Source organism: Accumulibacter sp., assembly GCF_036625195.1.
Taxonomy (GTDB): Bacteria; Pseudomonadota; Gammaproteobacteria; order Burkholderiales; family Rhodocyclaceae; genus Accumulibacter.
In genome coordinates this window covers 1666498-1689336 of sequence record NZ_JAZKUG010000001.1, presented here as the reverse complement: position 1 = coordinate 1689336, position 22839 = coordinate 1666498, and the positions used below count along the sequence as shown (strand labels likewise).

The following is a 22839-nucleotide window of genomic DNA, read 5'->3' as shown; positions in this document are numbered from 1 at the left end:
GCTACAGGGTGGCCCCCGCTGACTCAACCCATCCAACAGTCCTGAACCTCACCACCCCCTGCCAGGGATTTTGAAATGACGACCGCAGGGGCGATGCTGCAAGCCACGTGTTACACTCACCGGCCTTTCGATCCTGCTGCAACCCGCGTGTCCATTCCGAGAACAAGCGCCGCACCGGCATCCTCCCTGCGCATCTATCTTCGCCTTCTTGGCTATCTGCGGCCACTGCTGGGCCTGTTCGCGGTCAGCCTGCTCGGCTACCTGATGTTTGCCTCGTCACAGCCAACGCTCGCCGCCATCCTCAAGTACTTCGTTGACGGCCTCAACGCGGCCCGAGGAAGCACGCAGTACTCGATTCCACTGCTCGGCGAGCTCGAACTGATCTACGCCGTGCCGCTGCTGCTCCTGCTCGCCGTCACCTGGCAAGGCGTTGGTTCCTTCCTTGGCAACTATTACTTGGCACGGGTATCCCTGGGTCTGGTCGACGACCTGCGGCGAGCGCTGTTTGACAGCCTGCTGCGGCTACCAAACGCCTACTTCGATCAGCACAACTCCGGGCACCTGGTTTCCCGCATCACTTACGATGTGACCATGGTCACCGGCGCAGCAACCGACGCGATCAAGGTCGTCATTCGCGAGGGAATGACGATCGTGTTCCTGTTCGGTTACCTGCTGTGGATGAACTGGAAACTCACCCTGCTGATGGTCGCGATCCTGCCAATCATCGGCCTCATGGTGCGCAGCGCCAGCCGCAAGTTCCGCCGCCAAAGCCGAAAGATCCAGGTCGCCATGGGCGACCTGACGCACGTCGTCGCGGAGACGATCCAGGGCTATCGCGTCGTGCGCAGTTTCGGTGGCGAGGAGTACGAATCGGCCCGCTTCCGCGATGCGAGCGCGAACAATGCGGCACGACAACTGCGCATGGTGCGAACTGCAGCCAGCTATGGCCCGGCGCTGCAGTTCGTCACCTTCAGCACCATGGCGGCACTGCTGGTTCTCGTCCTCCTGCTGCGCGGCGATGCCACCGCTGGCGACCTGGTCGCTTACATCACGGCCGCCGGAATGCTGCCGAAGCCGATTCGTCAGTTATCCGAAGTCAGCTCGACCATCCAGAAGGGCCTTGCCGGTGCCGAGAGCATCTTCGCCCAACTCGATGAATCGCCGGAACCCGATGAGGGGAGCATCGAACGTGAACGCGTCAGCGGTCACCTCGAGGTTCGCGAACTCTCCTTTGCCTACCCGGGCAGCAGCCAGAGCGTCCTCGACCGGGTCAGCTTCAGCGTCACCCCGGGCCAGATGGTGGCGCTGGTCGGACGCTCGGGCAGCGGCAAGTCGACCCTCGCCAATCTGATCCCACGCTTCTACCAGCACAGTTCGGGCCAGATTCTGGTCGACGGCGTCGCCGTCGAAGCCTACACCCTGCGCAACCTGCGCCGGCACATTGCACTGGTGACGCAACAAGTCGTCCTCTTCAATGACACGGTGAGCAACAACATTGCCTACGGCGACCTCGCCGGTTCGCCGCACGCCGCGATCGAGGTCGCCGCGGCGGGAGCGCACGCACGCGAGTTCATCGATCGCCTGCCGAGCGGCTTCGCAACACGGGTCGGCGAGAACGGCGTCATGCTGTCGGGCGGCCAGAGGCAGCGCTTGGCGATCGCGCGCGCCCTGCTCAAGGACGCACCGATCCTGATCCTCGACGAAGCAACCTCGGCGCTCGATACCGAGTCCGAACGCCACATCCAGAATGCGCTCGACCGAGTCATGGCGGGGCGTACGACGCTGGTCATCGCGCACAGGCTGTCGACCATCGAGAGAGCGGACCTCATCCTGGTCATGGACCAGGGCCGCATCGTCGAGCACGGCACGCACGCCGAACTCCTGGCCGCCAACGGCCACTACGCGCGCCTGCATGCGATGCAGTTCGAGGAAGCAGAGACTGAGGAGCAGGCGACGCCAGCCGGCTGAGCGCTGGCGCCACCGCTGCTCGCCTTTGGCCGCTCTTCAGGCCACCGGCAAGCGATCGTCAAGCCAGCGGTAGAGCGCTGATCCGACGGGCCAGTTGCGCAGCAGGCGCGCGCGGTCGCGACTCCAGGCGCGGGAATGGGCAGCAGCCGATCCATGCTGGACGAGGTCATCAAGGTCGATCAGCCAGACTTGGCCAGCGTGCCAGAGCAGATTCATCGCCTTGAGGTCACCATGCGTGATACGCGCCCGGTGCATCGCCGCAAACAGCTGGCTGATCGCTTGCCCTTCGGCTGCCGGGGGTTCCCGGTCGGCGACAAGATGTGACAGCAGGTTCGCTCCCGGGCAGTACTCGCTGACCAGCCAAGCGCGTCGTCGCAGGGGACCAAGGCGCTCCTCGACCAGCGCCAGTGGCGCCGGCGTCGGGATGCCGAAGAACTGCAGCCGGTGCGCTGCGCGCCAGGAATGCCAGGCGCGACTGGGACGCAGCGCACGTCCCAGTGCGTGGCCCAGCCCTTTCAGATTGTAGCGCTTGACCAGCAGCGGGCGATCATCGACGAGGACGCACGCAACCGTACTCTTGCCGCCGTCCTTGAGGGTCCGTCCGGCACTGATGGCTTCATCCGGAGACGCGACGACAGAGGCGAGCCGGGTGGCCTGCGAACGTGTGACAGCGGTAAAACGAACGGCCGTCTGAGTGACGGCGAAGAGGCTGCAGTCACGAACCGTCTTGGCCAGAAGATCGCGCAGCCGCCACCGCCTGACCTCGGCGATCTCGTCGCGCAAGGCCGGCAGGAGCGGCAGTTCCGTCCGTGCTCCAGCCGCATAGGCAGGCAGCAGCATGGACAGTTCCCCATCCCATGCATCAGGCAGCTGTGCCAGCAGAATCGCCAGGTTGGCACTGGCCTCGGCAGGCGGCAAGGGTGTCCCCGCTCGACGCAACTGCAACGCGGCGCCATCGATGACGAAGACACGCCCTTCGTGGCGCAAGAAGTTGCCGAAATGCAGGTCTTCGTGGACCAATCCGGAAGCGTGCAGGCACCCCACGGTGTGCAGCAGTGGCAGCAGGAGGGCGACGGCTTGGGCGTCGCCGGCCTCCCTGCCGCGCAAAGGCTCCCACGCCTGCGCAAAGCTCTCGACGGGAGCGAGGAAATCCGTCAGCAGCGCATGACCACCATGGGTAATCGGCACCGCTGCCTGCACTGCCGGCGCCGGAATTCCGGCCGTGCGCAGCGCCGCCAGGCCGGCCTGCTCGCGCCGCCACTGTCGCTCGCCGCGTTGCCCGATGAAGAGTTTGGCGAGCACGCGACGACCATCCACCTCAGCCTCGCCGACCAGGCGCTTGCCGGGCAGCACGCGCAACAGGCGACGCACGATCAACCTGCGGCCATCGGCCATGAGGACGCCAAACGGTGTCGGGATGACTCGCCCGCAGTCGCGCAGGGTGCGGGCGTCTGTGTGGAGGACATGGTTCATCGTCCGTCGATCGCCCGGCAGACTAATCCCGACCCGCGAAGAATCCGACGATTCGCCTGATGCGCCGGCGGTCCGTCACGGTCAGTCGCCGCTGCCGTGTATAGTCGAGATAGAAACGCAGCCGCTGGCTGCGCGACAACTGCGTCTTCGCCAGCTTGTCGAGACACGCGAGATCCTTGATGATGCGGTAGTCGAGAACCGCACCGCGATAGAAGCTTCCGCTTGGGCAGTCGATCAGGTAGACCGTTGGCACGACGGCGCCGTCAACCAGCAGGTTGCGCCACTTGAGGTCATTGTGCGCAAAGCCTGCCTCGTGTAGCTTCCGTGCGATCGTCGCCACTTGACGCAGGACCTCTGCCAGCCATTGCCGGTCGCGCAGTCGTTGATCACTGGCATAGGCCATCTCCGCCAGATTCATCGTGTCGCGAATCTCCTCGGTGATCAGCGCGCCGCGTGTGAACCTCCCGAGGCGGCGCTCCAGGCCGTATGCAACGAGGGTTGCCGTAGGGATGCCCCAGGCCCGGAATGTCTGCAGATTCTGCCACTCGGCGCGCACCCGCTGCAGACCGAACCAGCGGCGCAGGCCGAACCAGCGCCTGACCGCACTCTTGCCCTTGCCGCTGCCGGTGTAACGCTTGACATAGTAGCGCCGGCCAGAGACGGTGACGCGCAAGACACGACTGATCAGATCGTGGGTGATGGGTTCGCCTTCGAGGGAAAACACCTGCTCGATGTCGGCAAACAGAAGGGCGGCCGGACCATCGGCGAAGTCAGGATTGAGATACCAGTGGTTCATGTCATCTCGCCGCGTGCGAGCTTGCGCTCGTAACGCGCCTGCAGTCGCTGTGCCTTCAGCCGCAGGCTCTCGAGCGACGATGTTTCCTGACGCAGAACCATGCGCAACGGCCGCGCGAAATAAACCCGAACGAAACGCAGCAGATCGTTGCGCGTCAGGCCGATGTCGAGGGCCGAAAAATGCAGGGCCGCGAGGTCCTTGTCACGCCAGCGCCGCGGCGTTACCGCACGCACCTGAGCCCGGTGCAGATCGATCAGTGACAGTCGCAAGCTCTCTGGCGTCGGCTGCGGCTCCAGGTGAACGAGAAAGTGGCAGATGTAGAAGTCACGATGGTTGACACCGGCGCCGTGCATCGCCCTGGCCAGCTCGGCGACACGGCGGATCAACGCCCATTTCAGAAGGAGCTCGGGCGGTTGCGTCAACCAGTCGGCGCAATAGTCCTCCAGGCTCACTGTCGGAGCCAGTTCTTCGGTCACGATGAACGATGACTGACGCGCCGGATTCCGGCCGCTGCAGCCACAGGCGACCACGCGCATGGTATCGACGCCGCAGGCGCGCAGGCGCTGCACGGCCAGCCACTCGTTCTGCGCACCGAGCACCGGCAGGCGGCAGCGCAGGAGGTTCTTGGCGATCTCGGTCCATCCGACGCCACGATGAATCTTCACGAAGTAGCCGCGGCCGGCGATCGCGGTGCGCAAGGTGCGGCGTGCCTCGAGCTGGCGAAACAAAGTACCCTGCAGTGCCTCGACGGCGACGAATGGATCCTGCCCGGACCACAGCGAACGAAAGGGCTCATCGAGGCAAAGGATACGCGTACTCATTTCAGGATGACGTCGGCGGCACGCTCGGCATTGGCATAGATGTCGGCGACCTCGGCGAAAGCGAGACCATTGGCCTGCCAGCGTCGCCGCGCGGATTCGTCGTCGAGCATCCCGAGCAGTGCCCGGTCCAGCGAGTCCTGCATGAAGGGCTCATCGATGACGACGCCGGCATCGGCCTCGACGACATAGTGCGCGTAGCCGCAGACACTGGTGGTGAGTACCGGCAAGCCGGCAACCAGCGCCTCGAGCAGCACGGTGCCGGTGTTTTCGTTGTACGCGGGATGCAGCAGAAGGTCTGCGCCGAGCAGAACACGCGGAATGTCGCTGCGTCCCGGCAGGATGCGCACTCGTTCGGCGACACCAAGCAATCGCGCCTGGCCCTGGAAGAAACGCGGGTCGTCATCGCCGATGGCGAACAGCCGACAACGCGCACGCAACGCGGGCGGCAGCGCCGCCAGGGCCTTCAGACTGCGATCGAGGCCTTTGGTCCGGAAGCCCGAGCCAAGCTGCAGGAGAAGAAACTGGTCATCAGCCAGCCCGAACTCGCTGCGCACGCTCGACCGAATCACCGCTGCATCCGGTGGCGCCCGCCTGTCCGGCGAGATGCCGGGAGGCAAGAGATGGAATCGTTCGGCCGGAGTGCCATGGTAGGTCTGGAACAGGCGCTCCTGCAGCGGCGACAGGACCAGGATTTCCACCTGAGCCTCCCGGCCGAAGACGGCCCGTTCATAGGCGGAGAAATGCCGGTAGCGTGCCGACAGGCGATAGAGCGAGCCGCGCTGTGTGCGTGCCTTTTCCTCGAAGCACGAGTCGGCAGCGAAATACACGTCCAGTCCCGGCATCTTGTTGAAGCCGACGACACGATGGACGGGATGGGCCGCCAGATGACTGGCCACCCAGCCGCTGAAACGCTGGTAGCGGCGCAGGTTGGTCAGCCCACGAACCGGCACCAGCATGACTTCGAACCCGGCCGGAATGTCCCCGCGCCATTCCAGGGTGTAGACCCTGATCGCATGGTCTCGCGCTTGGCAGGCCAGCGCCACGCGGAGGAAATCGCGCTGCAGGCCACCAAACGGAAAGTACTTGTAGAGACAGAAAGCGATTTTCATCAGGATTCTTCACTGCCACTGGCGGCATGCGCGAGGCGCCGCTGGCAACTCGTCACGGTGTCAACCCTCCGCCGGAAGTGGCGATGATCCGCTGTGGCGACGCCCCTTGTAACGGTTGTAGCCCCAGAGATACTGGCCCGGGCACTGCCGAATGAGATGCTCCATCTCGCGATTGATTTGCTGTGCCCGTTCTTCGATGGTGCCCCCGATGGGCTGCGTCGGCTCCTGCAGACGGAAATGATAGCCGGCGCCAGCGGGGAGTCGTTCGGCCCAGACCATGATCACGGTTGCACCGCTGTCGACCAGTCGCGCCGCCAGCGTCATCGTGTAGGCCGGCCTGCCGAAGAAGTCGAGCCAGCGCCCTTCGCCCGCCTTGGGCGCATGGTCGGGCAGGATGCCGACCGCTTCGCCACGCCTGAGCGCCTTCAACAGACTGCGTACGCCCGAGAGATCTGCCGCCGCCAGATGCAGTTGCGGCCGCGCCCGCCCGGCTTCGATCAGGTCGTGCAGCCACGCCCGCTTCGGTGGCCGGTAAAGGACCGTGATCGGCGCGTGCGTTGAAAGGTACTGGGCGGTGATCTCGAAGCAGCCGAGATGCGGCGTCAGATAGATCATTCCCTTTCCTCGCCGTGTCGCCGCCTCGACCAAGTCCCAACCCGAGACCTTGACGACCCGCGCTGCCGCCTCTGCCTGTGGCCGCGCCCAGATTCGCGCCAGTTCCAGACCTGCCTTGCCGGCCTCGCCGATGGCAACCGGTCGCACCCGCCGAGCATCCTTCTCTCCAAGCGCCAGCCTCATGTTCTCTGCCATGTGTCGGCGATAGGTCGGCGAGCACAGCCAGACAAGCCAGCCGAGCACGGCTCCAAGCCGATGCAGCCAGGACAGTGGCAGGAGGCTGAGGCAGCGAAACAGGATATGCACGCGGCGTTCCGATGTTGACGGGGAATGAAGGATGCGGCACAGGCGGCAGCGCGGCACGCTTTTGACTGAGCGCAACGAGAAAAAGTATAATTATCCATCCGCCGAGTTAATCAGGACAACTTGCAGGGCGGAACGAGCCGCGAGAGCGGCCAGGAAATACTGCTAAAGCGTCGTCTGCTCAAACCCCGGAGCCGGCCACGCGGTCGTTTCGGGGTTTTTCAATTTTGGAGCACACGCAGCGTGAGCCACGAGTACCTCTTCACTTCGGAATCGGTTTCCGAGGGCCACCCGGACAAGGTGGCCGACCAGATCTCCGACTCCATTCTCGACGCCATCCTGGCCGACGACCCACCGGCACGGGTTGCCTGCGAGACCCTGGTATCCACCGGTCTGGTGGTGATCTCGGGCGAGATCACCACCAAGGCCCACATCAACTACCGCGAAATTGCCCAAGAAGCGGTCCGCCGGATCGGCTATGACAACTCCGACATCGGCTTCGACTACAAGAGCTGCGCCATACTGACAGCGATCAACCGCCAGTCACCCGACATCGCACAGGGCGTCAACGAGGGCCAGGGGATCGACCTCGACCAGGGTGCCGGTGACCAAGGACTGATGTTCGGCTACGCCTGCGATGAAACGGCTTCCCTGATGCCGCTACCGATCCACTACGCCCACCGGATCATGCAGCGCCAGGCCGAGGTCCGCCGCGACGGCCGACTGCCCTGGCTGCGCCCGGACGCGAAGAGCCAGCTCAGCGTCCGCTACGTCGACGGCAGACCAGTCGCGATCGACACCGTGGTCGTCTCGACACAGCACGACCCAGAGGTGTCGCATGCACAGATTTCGGAAGCCGTTATCGAGGAAGTGATCAAGCCAGTCGTTCCCAAGGAACTGCTGACGGGCAACACCCGCTTCCTGGTCAACCCGACCGGTCGCTTCGTCGTTGGCGGCCCGCACGGCGACTGCGGACTGACCGGTCGCAAGATCATCGTCGACACCTACGGTGGCGCCGCCCGGCATGGCGGCGGCGCCTTCTCCGGCAAGGATCCGTCGAAGGTCGACCGATCGGCCGCCTATGCCGCGCGCCACGTCGCCAAGAACATCGTCGCCGCCGGACTCGCCTCGCGCTGCGAGGTACAGGTCGCCTATGCGATCGGCGTCGCGCGACCAGTATCGCTGATGGTGAACACCTTTGGCACGGGCAGGGTGAGTGACGAACTCATCGTCGATCTGATCGGCAAGCACTTCGATCTGCGTCCAAAGGGCATCATCCAGTCGCTCAACCTCCTGCGGCCTATTTATCGCAAGACGGCAGCCTATGGCCACTTTGGTCGCGACGAACCCGAGTTCACCTGGGAAGCGACCGACAAGGCCACAGCCCTGCGCGCGGCAGCAGGTCTCTCGTAGCCCCGTTGGCAAGCGGACACGAAGAGGGGGCCACATGGCCCCTTCGTTTTGCCGCTCGACGTCGCACGGTTTAAACTTCTGTCTGCGCGGAAGACAACCCGCACGGACAGGAGCACTGATGCTCAAGAAGATCAGCGTCAAGCAACTCACGGTCGGCATGTACCTCAAGGAGTTCTGTGGCTCCTGGATGGAGCACCCGTTCTGGCGCTCGGCCTTCGTCATCAGCGACCAGAAGGATATTGACACCATCCGCGCCAGCAGCATCCGCGAGGTCTGGATCGACTCGGCAAAGGGCCTCGATGTCGCAGGCGATGAGCCGGTCGGCTCGGTGGCCGAACACGAGAAGCAGGTCGATGCCGAACTCGCCATTGCCGCGCAGGAGGAGCGTCAGCTCGAGCGCGTTTCAACGGCAGCCGAGTTCGCCCGTGCGGCAAGGATCGTCGCCAAGTCGCGGCAGGCCGTCACCTCGATGTTCGAGGAGGCACGCATGGGCAGGGCCGTCGATGCAACGAGTGCGCAACGGCTGGTGGAGGAGATCTCGGACTCGGTGAGCCGCAACCCGGGAGCACTGATCAGCCTGGCGCGCCTGAAAACGGCTGACGACTACACCTACATGCACTCGGTGGCCGTCTGCGCCCTGATGGTCGCCCTGGCCCGCGAACTCGGCATGAATGAGGCGCAGACGCGTGCCGCCGCCACTGCCGGGCTGCTGCACGACCTCGGCAAGGCGGTCATGCCGCTCGAAGTGCTCAACAAGCCCGGCAAACTGACCGATGCCGAGTTCGCCATCATCAGGTCGCATCCCGAAGAAGGCCACAGGATACTGCAGCAGGCGGCGAAGCCGGACCCGGTGGCGCTCGACGTCGTCCTGCACCATCATGAAAAGGTGGACGGCTCAGGCTACCCGAAGCGACTGCGCGCAGACGAGATCAGCGTCTTCGCCAAGATGGGCGCCGTCTGCGACGTTTACGACGCGATCACATCGAACCGTCCCTACAAGGCAGGCTGGGATCCGGCCGAATCGGTGCGCAAGATGGCCGAGTGGAGTCAGGGTCACTTCGACACCCGCGTTTTCCAGGCTTTCGTCAAGAGCGTCGGCATCTACCCGATCGGCTCACTGGTGCTCCTCAGCTCTGCTCACTTGGGGGTCGTCACGGAACAGGGCCAGAAGTCGCTCCTGACTCCACAGGTCAAAATTTTCTTCTCGACGCGCAGCAATGCTCGTATCCGTCCCGAGCTCATCGACCTCGGCAGCACGGGCTGTCCGCACAAGATCGTCGGCCGTGAAGATCCGGAAAAATGGAGGTTCCCCGACCTCAACGAAATGTGGTGCGCAGCCCCGTCGTGAGACGCGGCCCGGTTCAGCTACTTGTGATGGCCGCGACCGGCCACCGCGCGTGCGGTCTGCGAAGAACCCTCGTGTCCGAACAGGTTCCACCCCTGATACTGGGCGTTGCTGAACAGGGCCAGCGCGAGCAGTCCGGCAAACCAGTTGGCCTTGATCATTTCAGTCCTCGTCTCCGTCGCCGCTCGTATCATCGCCGACATCGCTCTCGCGCCAGCGTCGTGCCTCGAACGAGTTGCGCCGCCAGCGCGACAGCAGCGGGAAGACCGCAAGGAAGATCAGCAGCAGCACATAGTTGGACCAGCCGGTCGGGTTGCGTATGACCTCGATGGTATCGACGACGGACTCGCTGTTGTCGCTGCCGAGTTCGTATTCGATCACCAGATGATAAGTTCCCGGCGGCACCGCACGGAACACCAGTTCGTCCGCCGGCGATCCCTCGCTCCAACTCTCCCCGTCTTCGACTCCCTTGTAGTGGCTGATCTCCTGCTGGCCAAGATGCGCCTCCCCCGTGTTCTTCTCGACCAAGGTCGTGTTCACCGACAACCAGTTGTTGACCACGCTGGTCTGGTGTCGGACGAGCAGCGCACGAGCACGGCTCTTGAGAACGAACTCCTGACTGGTGAGGGTCGCCTCATCGTTCTCTGCCGCGAGAACGACGCGCTGCCTGAGGACCGGTTCGGAAGCGAGGAGAAAGATGAAGGCCAGCTGCACCACGGTAGCCGCCAGCGCCAGTTTCCAGAACAGACGGCAGATCTGGCGATGTGTTTCGACCAGCGGGTTCGGCTGGTTCGCGTAAACGTCCCGGCGCACCGGCAATGGTGTCGTGATGCCAAAGGCGGCGCAGACCTCGTCTGGCTCCAGATACTCGGCCTGTGACCAGGTGGATTCGCGCTCGTTGACCTCACGTGAAAGCATCAGCGGCGGACAGATGAAGTCGTCGACGACACAGCACTCGCCGACCGCCACTCGCCAGTAGAACTCACCGACGACGTGGGTCACCTCGGCTTCGCCATGGTTGAAGAGACGGTACTGCCGCCCGGCGTGTGTGAATTTCGCCTCGCCCCGGCTGACGCTGGGCGGGTTCGACAGGCCGCGTGCGAAATTCCAGTGGCCCTGATACTCGATCAGCCAGGCAAGACCCTGCTGCCCGTCGTACAGCAGGTATTCGGACCACGAGCACGTAGGGCCTGCGGAACTCGAGCTGCGGCGCATGAAACCGATGACCCGCCAGTCACTGTCGCGCAGCCGGCCCGCACTGCCAAGCGGCAGCCAGGGCACCTCGCGCAACGCCTGTGCCGCCCGTGACAACAGTCTGAGATTCTCGTCCTCGACACCGATGATCGAACCGCAGCTCTCGCAGCCGATGCTTTCCGTCGCTGGCGAATGAATCTTCAGTGGCGCCGCACAGTGCGGACAGTTCAGGGCGCGCGTCGCGACCTGTCCGGCCGTAACCGCCGGCTCCCGCACATCCCTCAGACCAGAGAGCTGCAGATCGGCGAAGGCAACCGACTGGCCGACGAAGACCAGCGGCGGCGTCTCGCTGTAATCGATCGTCACGAAGCGATCGTTGCCGCGCAGATCCGCAGTGTTCACGTCGTAACCCGCGGCGACCCGGAACGGCAGTTCACCCTCGCCGGCGATGCAGCGCGCAGTCGCCAGATCAGTGACGACGAAGCGCCGACCGTCGAGAGTAACCGGCATTTCGGGCGCCAGCGTCGAGAATGCCGGCAGTGGATCCTTGACCGCTACCTGCGCGCTGACGATCAACTCGCCTGCGGCCTCGGCAAGCCAGGCGCTTCGGCCATCATCGAGGAGGATGTGCCACTCGTTCCATAGACCCGATGCATACTGCAGCTGGATACGGCCGACCACCGTGAAATGGCGCTGGCGAAAATGGCCCTCACTGCCTATCCGGATCGGCGAATCGTCCTCGAGCAGTGCGGCCATGCGCCCGATGTTCTGCAGGTCCTCGCCGCTGCGCAGCAGGGTGCTGCGGCAGAAATCGCAGACGACATAGAGTGAGCTCGCCGCGCGAAAGACGACCGGCGCGCCGCAGGACGGGCAACTGGCTCTCTTCACGATGGGCGGGTCGGCACCGTCGGAGATTCAGGCGACCGACATCAGCCGAGGCGGGCCAGCAACTCCGCCTTCTTGGCGTCAAACTCGGCCTGCGACAGGATGCCCTTCGCCACCAGTCCGTGCAGCTTCTCAAGCGTTGCCACCACTTCGTCGGCAGTGCCTGCGGCCACCGGCCCTGCTGCCGACGCTGCCGCCGGAGCGGTGCCGACGCCGGTGCTCTGCGCCATTGCTGCCGTCATCGTCTGACCAATGCCAAGGCCGGCACCCAGCCCGGCACCGATCCCGGCGATGCCGCCTTCGTTCTGGGCCGCGAGGGGAATGCTCGTCGCCACCTGATATTGTGTGTAGCGGCCGAGATCGCCGATCATGTTCATGCCGATCCGCGTATCAAGGATCTTCTGCAGTTCTTCGGGCAGCGATACGTTCTGGACGACAAAACTGTCGAGCGCCAGACCGTACCGTTCAAACACGCTCTCGAGCTTGCTCTTCAGCTGCCTGCCCAGCTCATCCTGGTTCGCCGCCATGTCGATGAAAGGAACCCCGGACTCTCCGAAAAGGTCGGTCATCGAGCTGATGACGAGGTTGCGCAGCTGGCCATCAAGGTCGGCAACGCTGTACTGCTCGCGCGTACCCGAGATTTCGCTGTGGAACCTGCGTGCATCGACAAGCCTGTACGAGTAGATGCCGAAGGCGCGCATGCGCACCATGCCGAAGTCCTTGTCGCGGATGGTGATCGGATTGGGCGTCCCCCACTTGCAGTCGAGCTGCAGGCGGGTCGAGAAGAAATAGACGTCCGACTTGAAGGGCGACTCGAACAGCTTGTCCCAGTTCTTCAGGTAGGTCAGCACCGGCAATGTGCGCGTCGTCAGCGTGTACAGGCCGGGACTGAACACGTCGGCGACCTGGCCTTCGTTGACGAAGACGGCCATCTGCGATTCGCGGACCGTCAACTGCGCGCCATACTGGATCTCCAAGTCCTGCATCGGGTAACGCATGGCGAGCACTCCGTCACCCTCCTCGGTCCATTGAATGACATCGACGAACTGCTTCCTGATGAAATCCATGAGCGCCATGGCGATCTCCCGCAAACAAGTTGTGGCGGCCATGCGCCGCCAGGAAAGAATCCGTCAGTAGGTCATGCAGGCTGCGTTGATCAGACCGACGGTGAGCGATACCACCGCGAGAAGAACCGCCGGAGCCATCCTGCCGGCGGGAATGTCCTGTGTCAGCTGCGGCACGGCAAAGCGGATGGCCAAGTAGGCAAGAATCTGGATTACGCCGGCAATCGCGCCCCAGGCGGCAAGATCAAGGAGCGTATCGCTGTGTGCAATCACGTTGGCCACTGGCATGGCAAAACCGATTAACGCCCCGGAGAGGCTCGTCGCAGCGGCCGTGTTGCCGGCGCGGATCAGTGCCAGCTCAGCGTACGGAGTGACGTTCAGATAGACCAGCAGGAACAGCGCCAGCAAGACGATCGCCACGGCAAAGTAGGCGAGAAAGGCGGGCAGCATGCTCAGCAGGTGAGTCGGCATCAGGCTTCTCCTCTCTTCGCGCTTCAACGACGCCCGGTGGGTGGCTCAGGACGGCGATTCGGCATAGCGCACCAGACCACGCAGAATCAGATTCTCCACCAGGCGGAAGGGAATCCGTAGATGGGCAACCAGACGCTCCGCCGCGCCGCCGGTCAGCAGGCATTGCGCACCGGCCTCGCTGGCGATAGGGGCGAACATGCGTTCGACCGCGCCAAGCTGGGCCTGCAGACAGCCGCTGACGATCGCGTCGCTGGTATTGCGGGGCTCGGCCCGGAAGGCACCTGCCTCGGCAAACGGCAACTGCGCCGTGTTGCTCGCCAATGCGGCGCGCATCAGGTCGAAACCGGGGAGTATCAGCCCGCCACGAAAGACTCCGTCGGCATCGAGGAGGTCGACAGTCGTCGCTGTGCCGGCACAGACGACCAGGCAGGCGTTCGCTGACTGCGCACGAGCACCGATCAGGGCGGCCCACCGATCCGCCCCGAGTTGTGCCGGCAACTCATAGGAATTGCGCACCCCACACGCGGCTGCCGTCGGACGGAGAAAGGAAACCCGCGCCTGGCGTGTCGCGAGCAAGGACAAAATGCCTGCCGCGACCTCGGCGCCGGCGACATTGCAGACCACGACCTGTGCACCGGCAGGCCATTCATCGGCCGCCTCGGCCAGCCAAGCGATGTCGGAAGTCGCCAGAACGCCGCCATCGAGCCAGCGACCGCCTTCGTGCGTGGCCCATTTGATGCGGCTGTTGCCGGCGTCGATGGCGATGATCATGCGACGCGCAGTGACAGATCGCCGGACAGGCAACGCTCGATACCGTTTGCCGTCTGCAACAGCAGCGCACCATCCTCGTCTGCGCCAAGGCAGGTTCCCTGACGATCGATGCGGTCGCCGTCCAGCAGGCGTACCGGCCGATTCTGCCACGCATGCTGCTGCTGCCAGTCGGCTCGCAGAACGGCGAAACCGCCGGCGTCGAAGCGGTCTAGAACTGCTGCCAGTTCGATCATCAAATCTGCCAGCAACCGGTGTCGCTCCGGCAGTGGTGACAGCGCCTGCGACAGGGCCGCTGGCGGGTGAATGAACTCCTCCTCACCGATGGGCGGCATTTGCAGGTTGAGACCAATGCCGATCACCGCCAACATTCCCGCTGGCACGGATTCCAGTTCAACCAAGATGCCGCCAAGCTTGCCGTCGTCGAACAGGATGTCGTTGGGCCACTTCAGCCCGACACCGGTGGCACCAATCCGCTTGAGCGCACGTGCCACCGCCAGGCCGACCGCCAGCGACAGACCGGCCAGTCGGGTAACGCCACCGCTGAAACGCCAGAGCACGGAGAAGGTCAGGCCGGCGGACGGCGACGACAGCCAGCTGCGGCCACGCCGGCCACGGCCTGCAGTCTGTTCGTCGGCAATCAGCACCGAACCCGATGGGGCACCCTGTCGGGCACGCTCGAGAAGCACGCTGCTGGTCGAACCGCATGCGGCCAGCGCCTCGACCGTGAAACGGCCACGCGCCAGACCCAGCAGCGGGACAAGGCATCCGGGATCGATCTGACAAGCGGAAACGAACTGGGCCATCGTTGGGCAATCCGAAGCAACGCCGGCAATTATCGCCGATAATTCCGCTCTTCAGATTTCCCTGTCGTCGATTGAGCCGCCGGCGCTGATTCCCAGCTCCTGGATCTTGCGGGTAATCGTGTTGCGCCCGATGCCGAGCGCCTGTGCGGCCTCAATCCGCCGTCCGCCCGTATGCGCCAGAGCCCGGTTGATGAGAACCCGCTCGAAGGCTTGCGACAACCTCGCATGAACCTGTCCGGGCTCGCCAGCCAAGCAGCGGTCCACCGCTTGGCCGAGAACGGTCTCCCAGTCGTCGCTGGCTGGAAACGGCGACGACTCCCGCAGTTCGGGCGGCAGGTCCGCGACGTCGACCAGCTGCCCCGGTGCCATCACGGTCAGCCAATGGCAGAGGTTCTCGAGCTGTCGCACGTTGCCGGCGAAGTCGAGTCCGCAAAGGTGCTTCAGCGCACCATCGGAGAAGCGTTTGCCCTCGACGCCCAGTTCGCGGGCGCTCTTCTGCAGGAAGTGGCGAGCGAGAATCGGGATGTCCTCGCGGCGCTCACGCAGGCTGGGAAGTCTGACCCGGATGACGTTGAGGCGATGGAAGAGGTCTTCGCGGAACAACCCCTGCCGGACACGCGCTTCGAGGTCCTGATGCGTCGCCGCGATGATCCGCACCCGCGTCTTGAGAGGCGAATGACCACCGACGCGGTAGTAGTGGCCATCGGACAGGACACGCAGCAGCCTGGTCTGCAGCTCTGCCGGCATATCGCCGATCTCGTCGAGAAACAGGGTGCCGCCCTCGGCCTGCTCGAAGCGGCCCTGGCGCTGCCCGGCGGCACCTGTGAAAGCACCGCGCTCATGACCGAAGAGCTCCGACTCCAGCAGGTCGCGCGGGATGGCAGCGGTGTTGATGGCAATGAACGGCTTGTCCGCGCGCTGACTGTGGCGATGCACCGCTCGCGCGACCAGTTCCTTGCCGGAACCCGATTCGCCAGTGATCAGGACGGTGGCGCTCGACTGGCTCAGGCGGCCGATGGCACGAAAGACCTCCTGCATCGCCGGCGCCTGTCCCAGGATCTCGGGCGTCAGTCCGATCTCGTTGGGCGCACCGGTCTGGTGCAAGCTTTCACTGATCGCGCGCCGGATCAGCTCAAGCGCCTGATCGACATCGAAAGGTTTCGGCAAGTACTCGAAGGCGCCGCCCTGAAATGCCGACACGGCGCTGTCGAGGTCTGAGTAGGCGGTCATGATGATGACCGGCAACGTCGGAAAGCGCTCCTTGGCGATCTGCAGCAGCTCGAGTCCCGACTGTCCGGGCATGCGGATATCGGACACCAGCACCTGCGGCTGCTGTGCCCCCGCGTCGAGCCGCGCCAATGCCTCGGTCGCCGAAGCGAAGCTGCAGAACGGGATCTTCTCGCGCGCCAGGGTTTTCTCGAGAACCCAGCGTATCGACTTGTCATCATCAACGATCCACACTGCTTTCATGGAGTCCTCGGCCGGCTTGTCTGTTGTCATCAGAATGTCCTGAAGCTGTAGCAAGAAACCTGCCAGGATGTTCAACCAAGCGGCAAACGAATCGTGAAACAGGTGTGGCCCGGCCGACTCGCACACTCGATCGTCCCCTGGTGCTGCTGGACAAAACTCTGCGCCAGCGTCAACCCAAGGCCGCTTCCCCCGGCTCGGCCAGAAACCAGGGGGTAGAACATGCGCTCGCGAATCTCCTCGGCGATTCCCGGGCCGTCGTCGATCACGTGCACCTCGAGTGCCAATCGATGGCGTCGTTTGAACAGCGTCACCTGACGCGCTGCACGCGTGCGCAGCGTGATCTGTCCGGGCCCCGATGGCCCGCCGCGGCCAGTCTGCCTCGTAATCGCCTGGGCAGCGTTCCGGGCAATGTTCAGGAAGACCTGGATCAGCTGTTCACGATCGCCGACGAGTTCCGGCAGGCTGGTATCGTAGTCCCTGCGCACGGCGAGGATGCTTGGGAACTCGGCCGTCAGCAAGCTGCGCACGCGCTCGAGAATTTCGTGGATATTCACCGGGCCCGGCTGCATCGGCCGATGTGGCGAGAGCAGCCGACGCATCAGTTCCTGCAGGCGGTCCGCTTCCTTGATGATCACCTGAGTGTATTCATGCAGCCCGGGATTGCCGAGTTCGCGCTCGAGCAACTGCGCCGCGCCGCGGATCCCTCCGAGTGGATTCTTGATCTCATGGACGAGGTTCCGGATCAACTCACGACTGGCCTGCTGCTGCTCGACCAAGCGCTCCTCACGTGTCGCCCGGAGTTGCTGGTCGATCGGCCAGAGCTCGATGAGCAGGCGAACGTTCGGCGCTTCGACGGGGTTCACCGCGCAGTTCAATTGCAGCATGTTGCCGCCAGCCAGCCGCAACTCGACATTCTGCCCGCTGTAACTCCAGCCGTGGACGGACACGCTGTCGAGTGCCGCGAGCAGCTTCGGCGGACATTCCATCACGCCGTCAAGACGACAGCCAAAGAAGACCTTCTGACTGATCTCGAGCAGATTCTCGGCGGCGGGATTGAGATAGCGGATTTCCAGCTTCTCGTCGAGCAGGAGCACGGCCGACGAAAGCAGGTCAAGGCCGCCGAATGGATTCGCTGGATCGTCAGGCATTGGCTGGCAAAATCTCGCTGGCAAACTGGTGAACGCTTGGCCAAGCGAGACCGGCGTCTGGCCGTCGGCGCCGCGCTCAGCGCAGATTGGCGATCTCTTTCTGGATGGCCTCGATGTTGCGCTGGTGCAGCGCCACCTTGTCCTTGTACGGTTGCAGCCGCTCCTGCACCTTGCCACCGCTGATTCCACCGCCCTGCATTCGCTCGTTGGGCAGGACAGTCCCTTCCTGCTGAGCCAGTTCCTGTTTGGCCTGCTCGAGATTCTTTTGCTCGGCAGCCAGCTCGGTGTCGAGGATACGCCGGCGATCGCCGTCCCGTGACTTCTGCGTCTGCTCGTCGACCTTCGGGAAGTTGCCCGGGGTGGCCGACTTGGCCGCAGGTTGTCGTGAAGCCGGGGCAAGGTTGACGGGATCCAGGACCAGCTTGCGGCAGCTTCTGGTCGGAACGTTCGAGTACGTCGTATGGCCCTCGGCATCGACGCACTTGTAGATGTCCTGGGCTGTCGCCTGCATCCAGGCAGACAGCGACAGCGCAAGCGCGCAGAGCAGGCGTGGCAGTCGTCTCATCGTCGTCGAATTCCTCCTGGCGCCGGCCGAACCGCGGACCGCAACGGGCGTGGCAGCGATCGGTGCGGTCCCACGGCTGTCACCATGGTGACCAATCGGCAGCAATACTAACGCGGAAGGAGGTCGATCGGTAGACGCGCGAAGGACGGGCGCTGCCCGTCCTTCGCGAAATCACTCTGGCTCAGCAGCTGTAGTACAGGTCGAACTCCACCGGGTGGGTGGTCATGCGAACCTTGTTGACCTCATCCATCTTCAGTTCGATGTAGGCATCGATCCAGTCGTCGGAGAACACGCCACCACGCGTCAGGAAGTCACGATCCTTGTCGAGCGCCGCCAACGCCTCCTCGAGACTGGCGCAGACGGTCGGGATCTTTGCATCCTCTTCCGGTGGCAGGTCGTAAAGGTTCTTGTCGGCGGGATCGCCCGGATGAATGCGGTTCTGGATGCCGTCAAGACCCGCCATCAACAGCGCCGAAAAGCACAGATAGGGATTGGCGATCGGATCCGGGAAGCGGGTTTCGATCCGCCGTGCCTTGTCGGAAGCCACGTGCGGCACGCGAATCGACGCCGAACGGTTCTTTGCCGAGTAGGCGAGCTTGACCGGCGCTTCGTAGTGCGGCACCAGCCGCTTGTACGAATTCGTGCCCGGATTGGTGATGGCGTTGAGTGCCTTGGCGTGCTTGATGATGCCACCGATGTAGAACAGGGCGAGTTCCGACAGGCCGGCGTAACCATTGCCGGCAAAGAGGTTCTTGCCATCCTTCCAGATCGACTGGTGGACGTGCATCCCCGAACCATTGTCCCCAACGATCGGCTTCGGCATGAAAGTGGCCGTCTTGCCGTACTGATGCGCGACGTTATGCACGACATACTTCAGGATCTGCGTCCAGTCGGCACGCTTCACCAAGGTGTTGAAAAGGGTGCCGATTTCGCACTGACCCGCAGTGGCGACCTCGTGGTGATGCACTTCGACCGGCACACCAATCGTTTCCAGGGTCAGGACCATTGCCGAGCGGATATCGTGCAGGCTGTCGACCGGCGGCACGGGGAAGTAGCCGCCCTTGATCCCCGGCCGGTGACCTGTGCCGCCCTCGCCCTCGGACTTTTCGCCGCTGGTCCAAGCCGCCTCCTGGGAGTAGATCTTCAGGTTGCAGCCGGACATGTCAACGTTCCAGGCAACGGAGTCGAAGATGAAGAACTCGGGCTCGGGCCCGAAGTAGGCCGTGTCGCCAATACCACACGATTTCAGGTAGGCCTCTGCCCGCTTGGCGATCGAGCGCGGGTCGCGATCATAGCCACGACCGTCTGCCGGATCGACGACGTCGCACGTGAGCACGACCGTCGTCTCGTCGAAGAACGGGTCGACGTATGCCGTCGCCGGATCGGGCATCAGTTGCATGTCCGACGCCTGAATCCCCTTCCAGCCGGCGATCGACGAGCCATCGAAGGCGTGGCCATTCTCGAACTTCTCTTCATCGAAAGCGCTGACCGGAACGGTCACGTGCTGCTCCTTGCCACGGGTATCCGTAAAGCGGAAGTCGACGAACTTCGCTTCATTGTCCTTCACCATCTTGATCACGTCTTGCGGGCTTGCCATCAAAGGGTCTCCTGAACAGATGCCGGGGTCAGCGGCGACAGTAGAAAATCGTTGCGCGAAGGAACTAGCACAAAACGTGCCAATAGCTTCCCGACCGACGGATCATTGTGCCACAACGTCCCGGGACACGATCAGGCATTTTGTGCGCACAGCAATGGTGCAACCCCGGAACTCGCGCACCATCGAGGTGCGCCCCTACTGTCCTGCAGCCATCACGCGGGCGCGCCGGGAACGAAGCAAGTGATTTATACTCCGAGCTTTGAAGCATTTGCTCCAACGAGGTCTCGACAGACACCATGGGAAGACTGAGCGACCTGCTGCAACTTGCCCACGAGCGCGGACAGGAACTCGGCTTGCCTTACGGCGGCGCCCTGACGCCACGTGAAGCGTTCGAGGTCTGGCAACTGGCGCCCGGAGCCCGGTTGGTTGACGTGCGCACACGGGCCGAGTGGGATTGGGTGGGCAGAATCCCCGGCGCCATCGAGATCGAATGGATGGGGTACCCGGACAGCCGGCCAAACTCCCACTTCCTTGCCCAGCTCAAGCAACAGACCGATCGGGAAGCGCTGCTGCTGTTCATCTGCCGCAGCGGAGCGCGCTCGCACCACGCCGCCGCGCTCGCCACACAGGCCATGCAGCGCGAATGCTACAACGTGCTCGAGGGGTTCGAAGGGGATGTCGACGCCAGCGGCCAGCGCGGCAGGCTGGGCGGCTGGCGCCACGCCGGCCTGCCTTGGCGGAGCTGAGAGCGCGTGCAACGCAACATCGCCAGCCTGCCACAGTGCGCGGGGTGGAAGGAAGCGGTGCTGCAGCCTGGCGGCGCACAGCTTTGACGCGCATGCCCCGAGAACCGATTGCCCCGTCCGGCCGGGCTTTTACCCACATCGACTCGAACACCACCCATGCAGACCGCCACCATCAGCTTCGACAAGTTCAACCGGTTGCAGGACGACGCCTGCCACCAGCGCATCCGTACCGCGCGCGCGCGCCTCGGAAACGAGGTCGTGCTCCTCTGTCACCATTACCAGCGCGCCGACGTCTATCAGTACGCTGACCTGACCGGCGATTCACTCAAGCTGTCGCGTCTGGCAGCCAACACCGATTCGCACCTCATCGTTTTTTGCGGCGTCCACTTCATGGCCGAAGTCGCCGACATCATGTCCAAACCCGACCAGATCGCCATCCTGCCAGACTTGGCTGCTGGCTGCTCGATGGCCGACATGGCGAATCTCGCCAAGGTCGAACGCTGCTGGCGTGAGCTTGGCGAGGTGATCGAAGTGGATCAAGTCGTCACTCCGGTGACCTATATCAATTCGGCGGCCGACCTCAAGGCCTTCTGCGGCGAACATGGCGGCATCGTCTGCACCTCCTCCAACGCAGGCAAGATCGCCACTTGGGCCTTCGCCCGCCGGGAAAAGATCCTCTTCTTCCCCGACCAGCATCTGGGCCGCTGGACCGGCTTCCAGATGGGCATCCCTCTCGACGAGATGGTGGTCTGGGATCCGGACCTCGAGTTGGGCGGCCTGACCCCGCAGCAGATCCACGCCGCCCGACTGCTGCTCTGGAAGGGACACTGCTCGGTACACCAGATGTTCCAGCCAGCGCACATCCTGCGTTTCCGCAATCAGCATCCGGACGGTCTGGTGATCTCGCACCCGGAGTGCAGCTTCGAGGTCTGCCGACAATCGGACTTCGTCGGTTCGACCGAACACATCGTGCGGACGATCAAGGACGCCGCTGCCAACACGCGATGGCTGGTCGGCACCGAGCTCAATCTGGTCAACCGTCTCGCCGAGGAGGTCAGACACGAGGGCAAGATCGTCCAGTTCATGGCACCGACGGTCTGCATGTGTTCCACGATGCAACGCATCGACCCGCAACACCTGGCATGGACGCTGGAAAACCTGGCGGACGGCACGGTGGTCAACCAGATCCGCGTACCCGAGCATGAGCGGGAACTCGCCAGGCTGGCACTCGACCGCATGCTCGAAGTGTCCTGAAAACGACATGCATGGCGGAAAGCCAGCTGCGCGCCATGCGCACCCCGCGCGTCGGCTGGCAACGCGTGACAGCTGCAGGCGGGCTGCGCCGGTCTGGTCCTCTGCACCGGCGGGGCCCTGCTGCCCGGCGGTGGTAGCGCGTGGTCGCCCATGACCACCGACTGCCTGCACCGCTTCCTGCTGGACGATCTAGACATCGCCGGTACCTTGGTGCGCCTTGGCCCGGTCTGGCAGAAGCTCCTCGAGGGTCGCGGCTACCCGCTGCCGGTGGCACGACTGCTTGGCGAACTGTCTGCCAGTACCCTGCTCGTCGGCAGCAGTCTCAAGCAGCCCGGACGGTTGACGATCCAGTTGCGCGGCAACGGTCCAATCTCTCTGCTGGTCATCGATTGCAACGAGCAACTGCAGGTTCGCGGCATGGCAAAGTGCGCGCAAACCATGGTGGAAGCGTCCCTGCGTGAGATGCTCGGCGATGGTCAGATGCTGCTCGTGCTCGACATGCCGACAATGCGCGAGCCCTACCAGAGCATCGTGCCGATCGATGGCGAAAGCATCGCCGGGGTCTTCGAACACTACCTGGGGCAGTCGGTGCAGCAACCGGCGCGCCTCTTCCTGGCGGTGTCGGACGAAGCGGCTGCCGGCATGCTGCTGCAGAAACTGCCGACGGCAGCGGAACGCGATGCCGACGGCTGGGTACGAGCGGAGGCGCTGGCGGCAACGATCGGTCGTTCGGAGCTGCTCTCGCTGGCGGCCGAGGATCTCTTGCCACGACTCTTCCCCGAGGAAACGATCCGCCTCTTTGCCGCGCAAGGCGTCACCCTCAACTGCCCCGAGGACTGGCAGAAGGCGCGCGCGCTGCTGCGCACCCTCGGGGCGAGCGAAGTCTACGCCACCCTGCACGAGCACGGTGAAGTGCTGATCAGGGATGAAATCTGCAATCGCGAGTACCGTTTCGATGCACGGGCGATTGACGAGCTGTTTGCCGACCCGGCGGTGACCCCGCCGACGACACGGCACTGATGCACGAG

The 22839-nt window shown here is 63.9% G+C and carries 21 protein-coding genes; 6 read left to right on the top strand and 15 right to left on the bottom strand.

Going from position 1 to position 22839, the window contains the following annotated elements:
* Positions 1-147 precede the first annotated feature (147 nt).
* The gene (gene msbA, locus V5B60_RS07255) at positions 148-1968 is read left to right on the top strand and encodes a lipid A export permease/ATP-binding protein MsbA (protein WP_434735309.1); all 1821 of its coding nucleotides are present in this window, start codon (positions 148-150) and stop codon (positions 1966-1968) included.
* Positions 1969-2004: 36 nt separating this feature from the next.
* Here msbA and V5B60_RS07250 read toward each other — a convergent pair whose 3' ends face one another.
* The 5 genes from V5B60_RS07250 to V5B60_RS07230 are packed head-to-tail and all read right to left on the bottom strand — an operon-like array spanning position 2005 to position 7088.
* Positions 2005-3441 (bottom strand): lipopolysaccharide kinase InaA family protein, encoded by a 1437-nt coding sequence (locus V5B60_RS07250; RefSeq protein WP_332346395.1) that lies wholly within the window; start codon positions 3439-3441, stop codon positions 2005-2007.
* Positions 3442-3463: 22 nt separating this feature from the next.
* Positions 3464-4237: a lipopolysaccharide kinase InaA family protein gene (locus tag V5B60_RS07245; protein ID WP_332346394.1), complete on the bottom strand. Its 774-nt coding sequence runs from the start codon at positions 4235-4237 to the stop codon at positions 3464-3466.
* On the bottom strand, positions 4234-5058 hold the full coding sequence (rfaP, locus tag V5B60_RS07240) for a lipopolysaccharide core heptose(I) kinase RfaP (RefSeq protein WP_332346393.1): 825 nt from the start codon (positions 5056-5058) through the stop codon (positions 4234-4236). Before rfaP ends, V5B60_RS07245 begins: the two co-directional genes overlap by 4 nt.
* A complete protein-coding gene (locus V5B60_RS07235; protein ID WP_332346392.1) occupies positions 5055-6167 on the bottom strand; it encodes a glycosyltransferase family 4 protein in 1113 nt (370 codons plus the stop codon). Before V5B60_RS07235 ends, rfaP begins: the two co-directional genes overlap by 4 nt.
* A 60-nt stretch (positions 6168-6227) precedes the next feature.
* The gene (locus tag V5B60_RS07230; RefSeq protein WP_332346391.1) at positions 6228-7088 is read right to left on the bottom strand and encodes a lysophospholipid acyltransferase family protein; all 861 of its coding nucleotides are present in this window, start codon (positions 7086-7088) and stop codon (positions 6228-6230) included.
* A 240-nt stretch (positions 7089-7328) separates the two neighbouring features.
* Between V5B60_RS07230 and metK the strand changes: the two genes are divergently transcribed.
* Together metK and V5B60_RS07220 are read left to right on the top strand one after the other, a co-directional pair.
* Positions 7329-8498 carry a methionine adenosyltransferase gene (gene metK / locus V5B60_RS07225; RefSeq protein WP_332346390.1) on the top strand — a complete coding sequence of 390 codons (1170 nt, stop codon included), beginning with the start codon at positions 7329-7331 and terminating at the stop codon, positions 8496-8498.
* Positions 8499-8616: 118 nt separating this feature from the next.
* On the top strand, positions 8617-9846 hold the full coding sequence (locus V5B60_RS07220) for an HD-GYP domain-containing protein (protein WP_332346389.1): 1230 nt from the start codon (positions 8617-8619) through the stop codon (positions 9844-9846).
* A 17-nt stretch (positions 9847-9863) separates the two neighbouring features.
* Here the strand turns inward: V5B60_RS07220 and V5B60_RS07215 are convergent, their stop codons facing one another.
* The 10 genes from V5B60_RS07215 to glnA all read right to left on the bottom strand — a co-directional run bounded on the left by V5B60_RS07215 (position 9864) and on the right by glnA (position 19811).
* Positions 9864-10004: a hypothetical protein gene (locus V5B60_RS07215; RefSeq protein ID WP_332346388.1), complete on the bottom strand. Its 141-nt coding sequence runs from the start codon at positions 10002-10004 to the stop codon at positions 9864-9866.
* A 1-nt stretch (position 10005) separates the two neighbouring features.
* Positions 10006-11925: a DUF4178 domain-containing protein gene (locus V5B60_RS07210; RefSeq protein ID WP_332346387.1), complete on the bottom strand. Its 1920-nt coding sequence runs from the start codon at positions 11923-11925 to the stop codon at positions 10006-10008.
* A gap of 41 nt (positions 11926-11966) precedes the next feature.
* On the bottom strand, positions 11967-12998 hold the full coding sequence (locus V5B60_RS07205; protein ID WP_332346386.1) for an SPFH domain-containing protein: 1032 nt from the start codon (positions 12996-12998) through the stop codon (positions 11967-11969).
* A 54-nt stretch (positions 12999-13052) separates the two neighbouring features.
* On the bottom strand, positions 13053-13457 hold the full coding sequence (locus tag V5B60_RS07200; protein WP_332346385.1) for a DUF350 domain-containing protein: 405 nt from the start codon (positions 13455-13457) through the stop codon (positions 13053-13055).
* Between the two features lie 45 nt (positions 13458-13502).
* Positions 13503-14228, bottom strand: coding sequence for a type III pantothenate kinase (locus tag V5B60_RS07195; RefSeq protein WP_332346384.1), 726 nt, complete (start codon positions 14226-14228; stop codon positions 13503-13505).
* On the bottom strand, positions 14225-15031 hold the full coding sequence (locus V5B60_RS07190; RefSeq protein WP_332346383.1) for a biotin--[acetyl-CoA-carboxylase] ligase: 807 nt from the start codon (positions 15029-15031) through the stop codon (positions 14225-14227). Before V5B60_RS07190 ends, V5B60_RS07195 begins: the two co-directional genes overlap by 4 nt.
* Before the next feature lie 51 nt (positions 15032-15082).
* Positions 15083-16501 carry a nitrogen regulation protein NR(I) gene (gene ntrC / locus V5B60_RS07185; protein ID WP_332346382.1) on the bottom strand — a complete coding sequence of 473 codons (1419 nt, stop codon included), beginning with the start codon at positions 16499-16501 and terminating at the stop codon, positions 15083-15085.
* Between the two features lie 71 nt (positions 16502-16572).
* Positions 16573-17649 carry a nitrogen regulation protein NR(II) gene (glnL, locus tag V5B60_RS07180; RefSeq protein ID WP_332346381.1) on the bottom strand — a complete coding sequence of 359 codons (1077 nt, stop codon included), beginning with the start codon at positions 17647-17649 and terminating at the stop codon, positions 16573-16575.
* 76 nt (positions 17650-17725) lie between these two features.
* A complete protein-coding gene (locus V5B60_RS07175) occupies positions 17726-18214 on the bottom strand; it encodes a DUF4124 domain-containing protein (RefSeq protein ID WP_332346380.1) in 489 nt (162 codons plus the stop codon).
* A 181-nt stretch (positions 18215-18395) separates the two neighbouring features.
* Entirely contained in the window at positions 18396-19811 is a 1416-nt protein-coding gene (gene glnA, locus V5B60_RS07170) for a type I glutamate--ammonia ligase (protein ID WP_332346379.1), read from the bottom strand.
* Positions 19812-20107: 296 nt separating this feature from the next.
* Between glnA and V5B60_RS07165 the strand changes: the two genes are divergently transcribed.
* From V5B60_RS07165 to V5B60_RS07155, 3 genes are all read left to right on the top strand, one after another.
* The gene (locus V5B60_RS07165) at positions 20108-20557 is read left to right on the top strand and encodes a rhodanese-like domain-containing protein (protein WP_332346378.1); all 450 of its coding nucleotides are present in this window, start codon (positions 20108-20110) and stop codon (positions 20555-20557) included.
* Positions 20558-20713: 156 nt separating this feature from the next.
* Positions 20714-21811, top strand: a complete 1098-nt coding sequence (gene nadA, locus V5B60_RS07160; protein ID WP_332346377.1) for a quinolinate synthase NadA — start codon at positions 20714-20716, stop codon at positions 21809-21811.
* 150 nt (positions 21812-21961) lie between these two features.
* Entirely contained in the window at positions 21962-22831 is an 870-nt protein-coding gene (locus V5B60_RS07155) for an Hsp33 family molecular chaperone HslO (RefSeq protein WP_332346376.1), read from the top strand.
* The last annotated feature ends 8 nt before the right edge of the window (positions 22832-22839 follow it).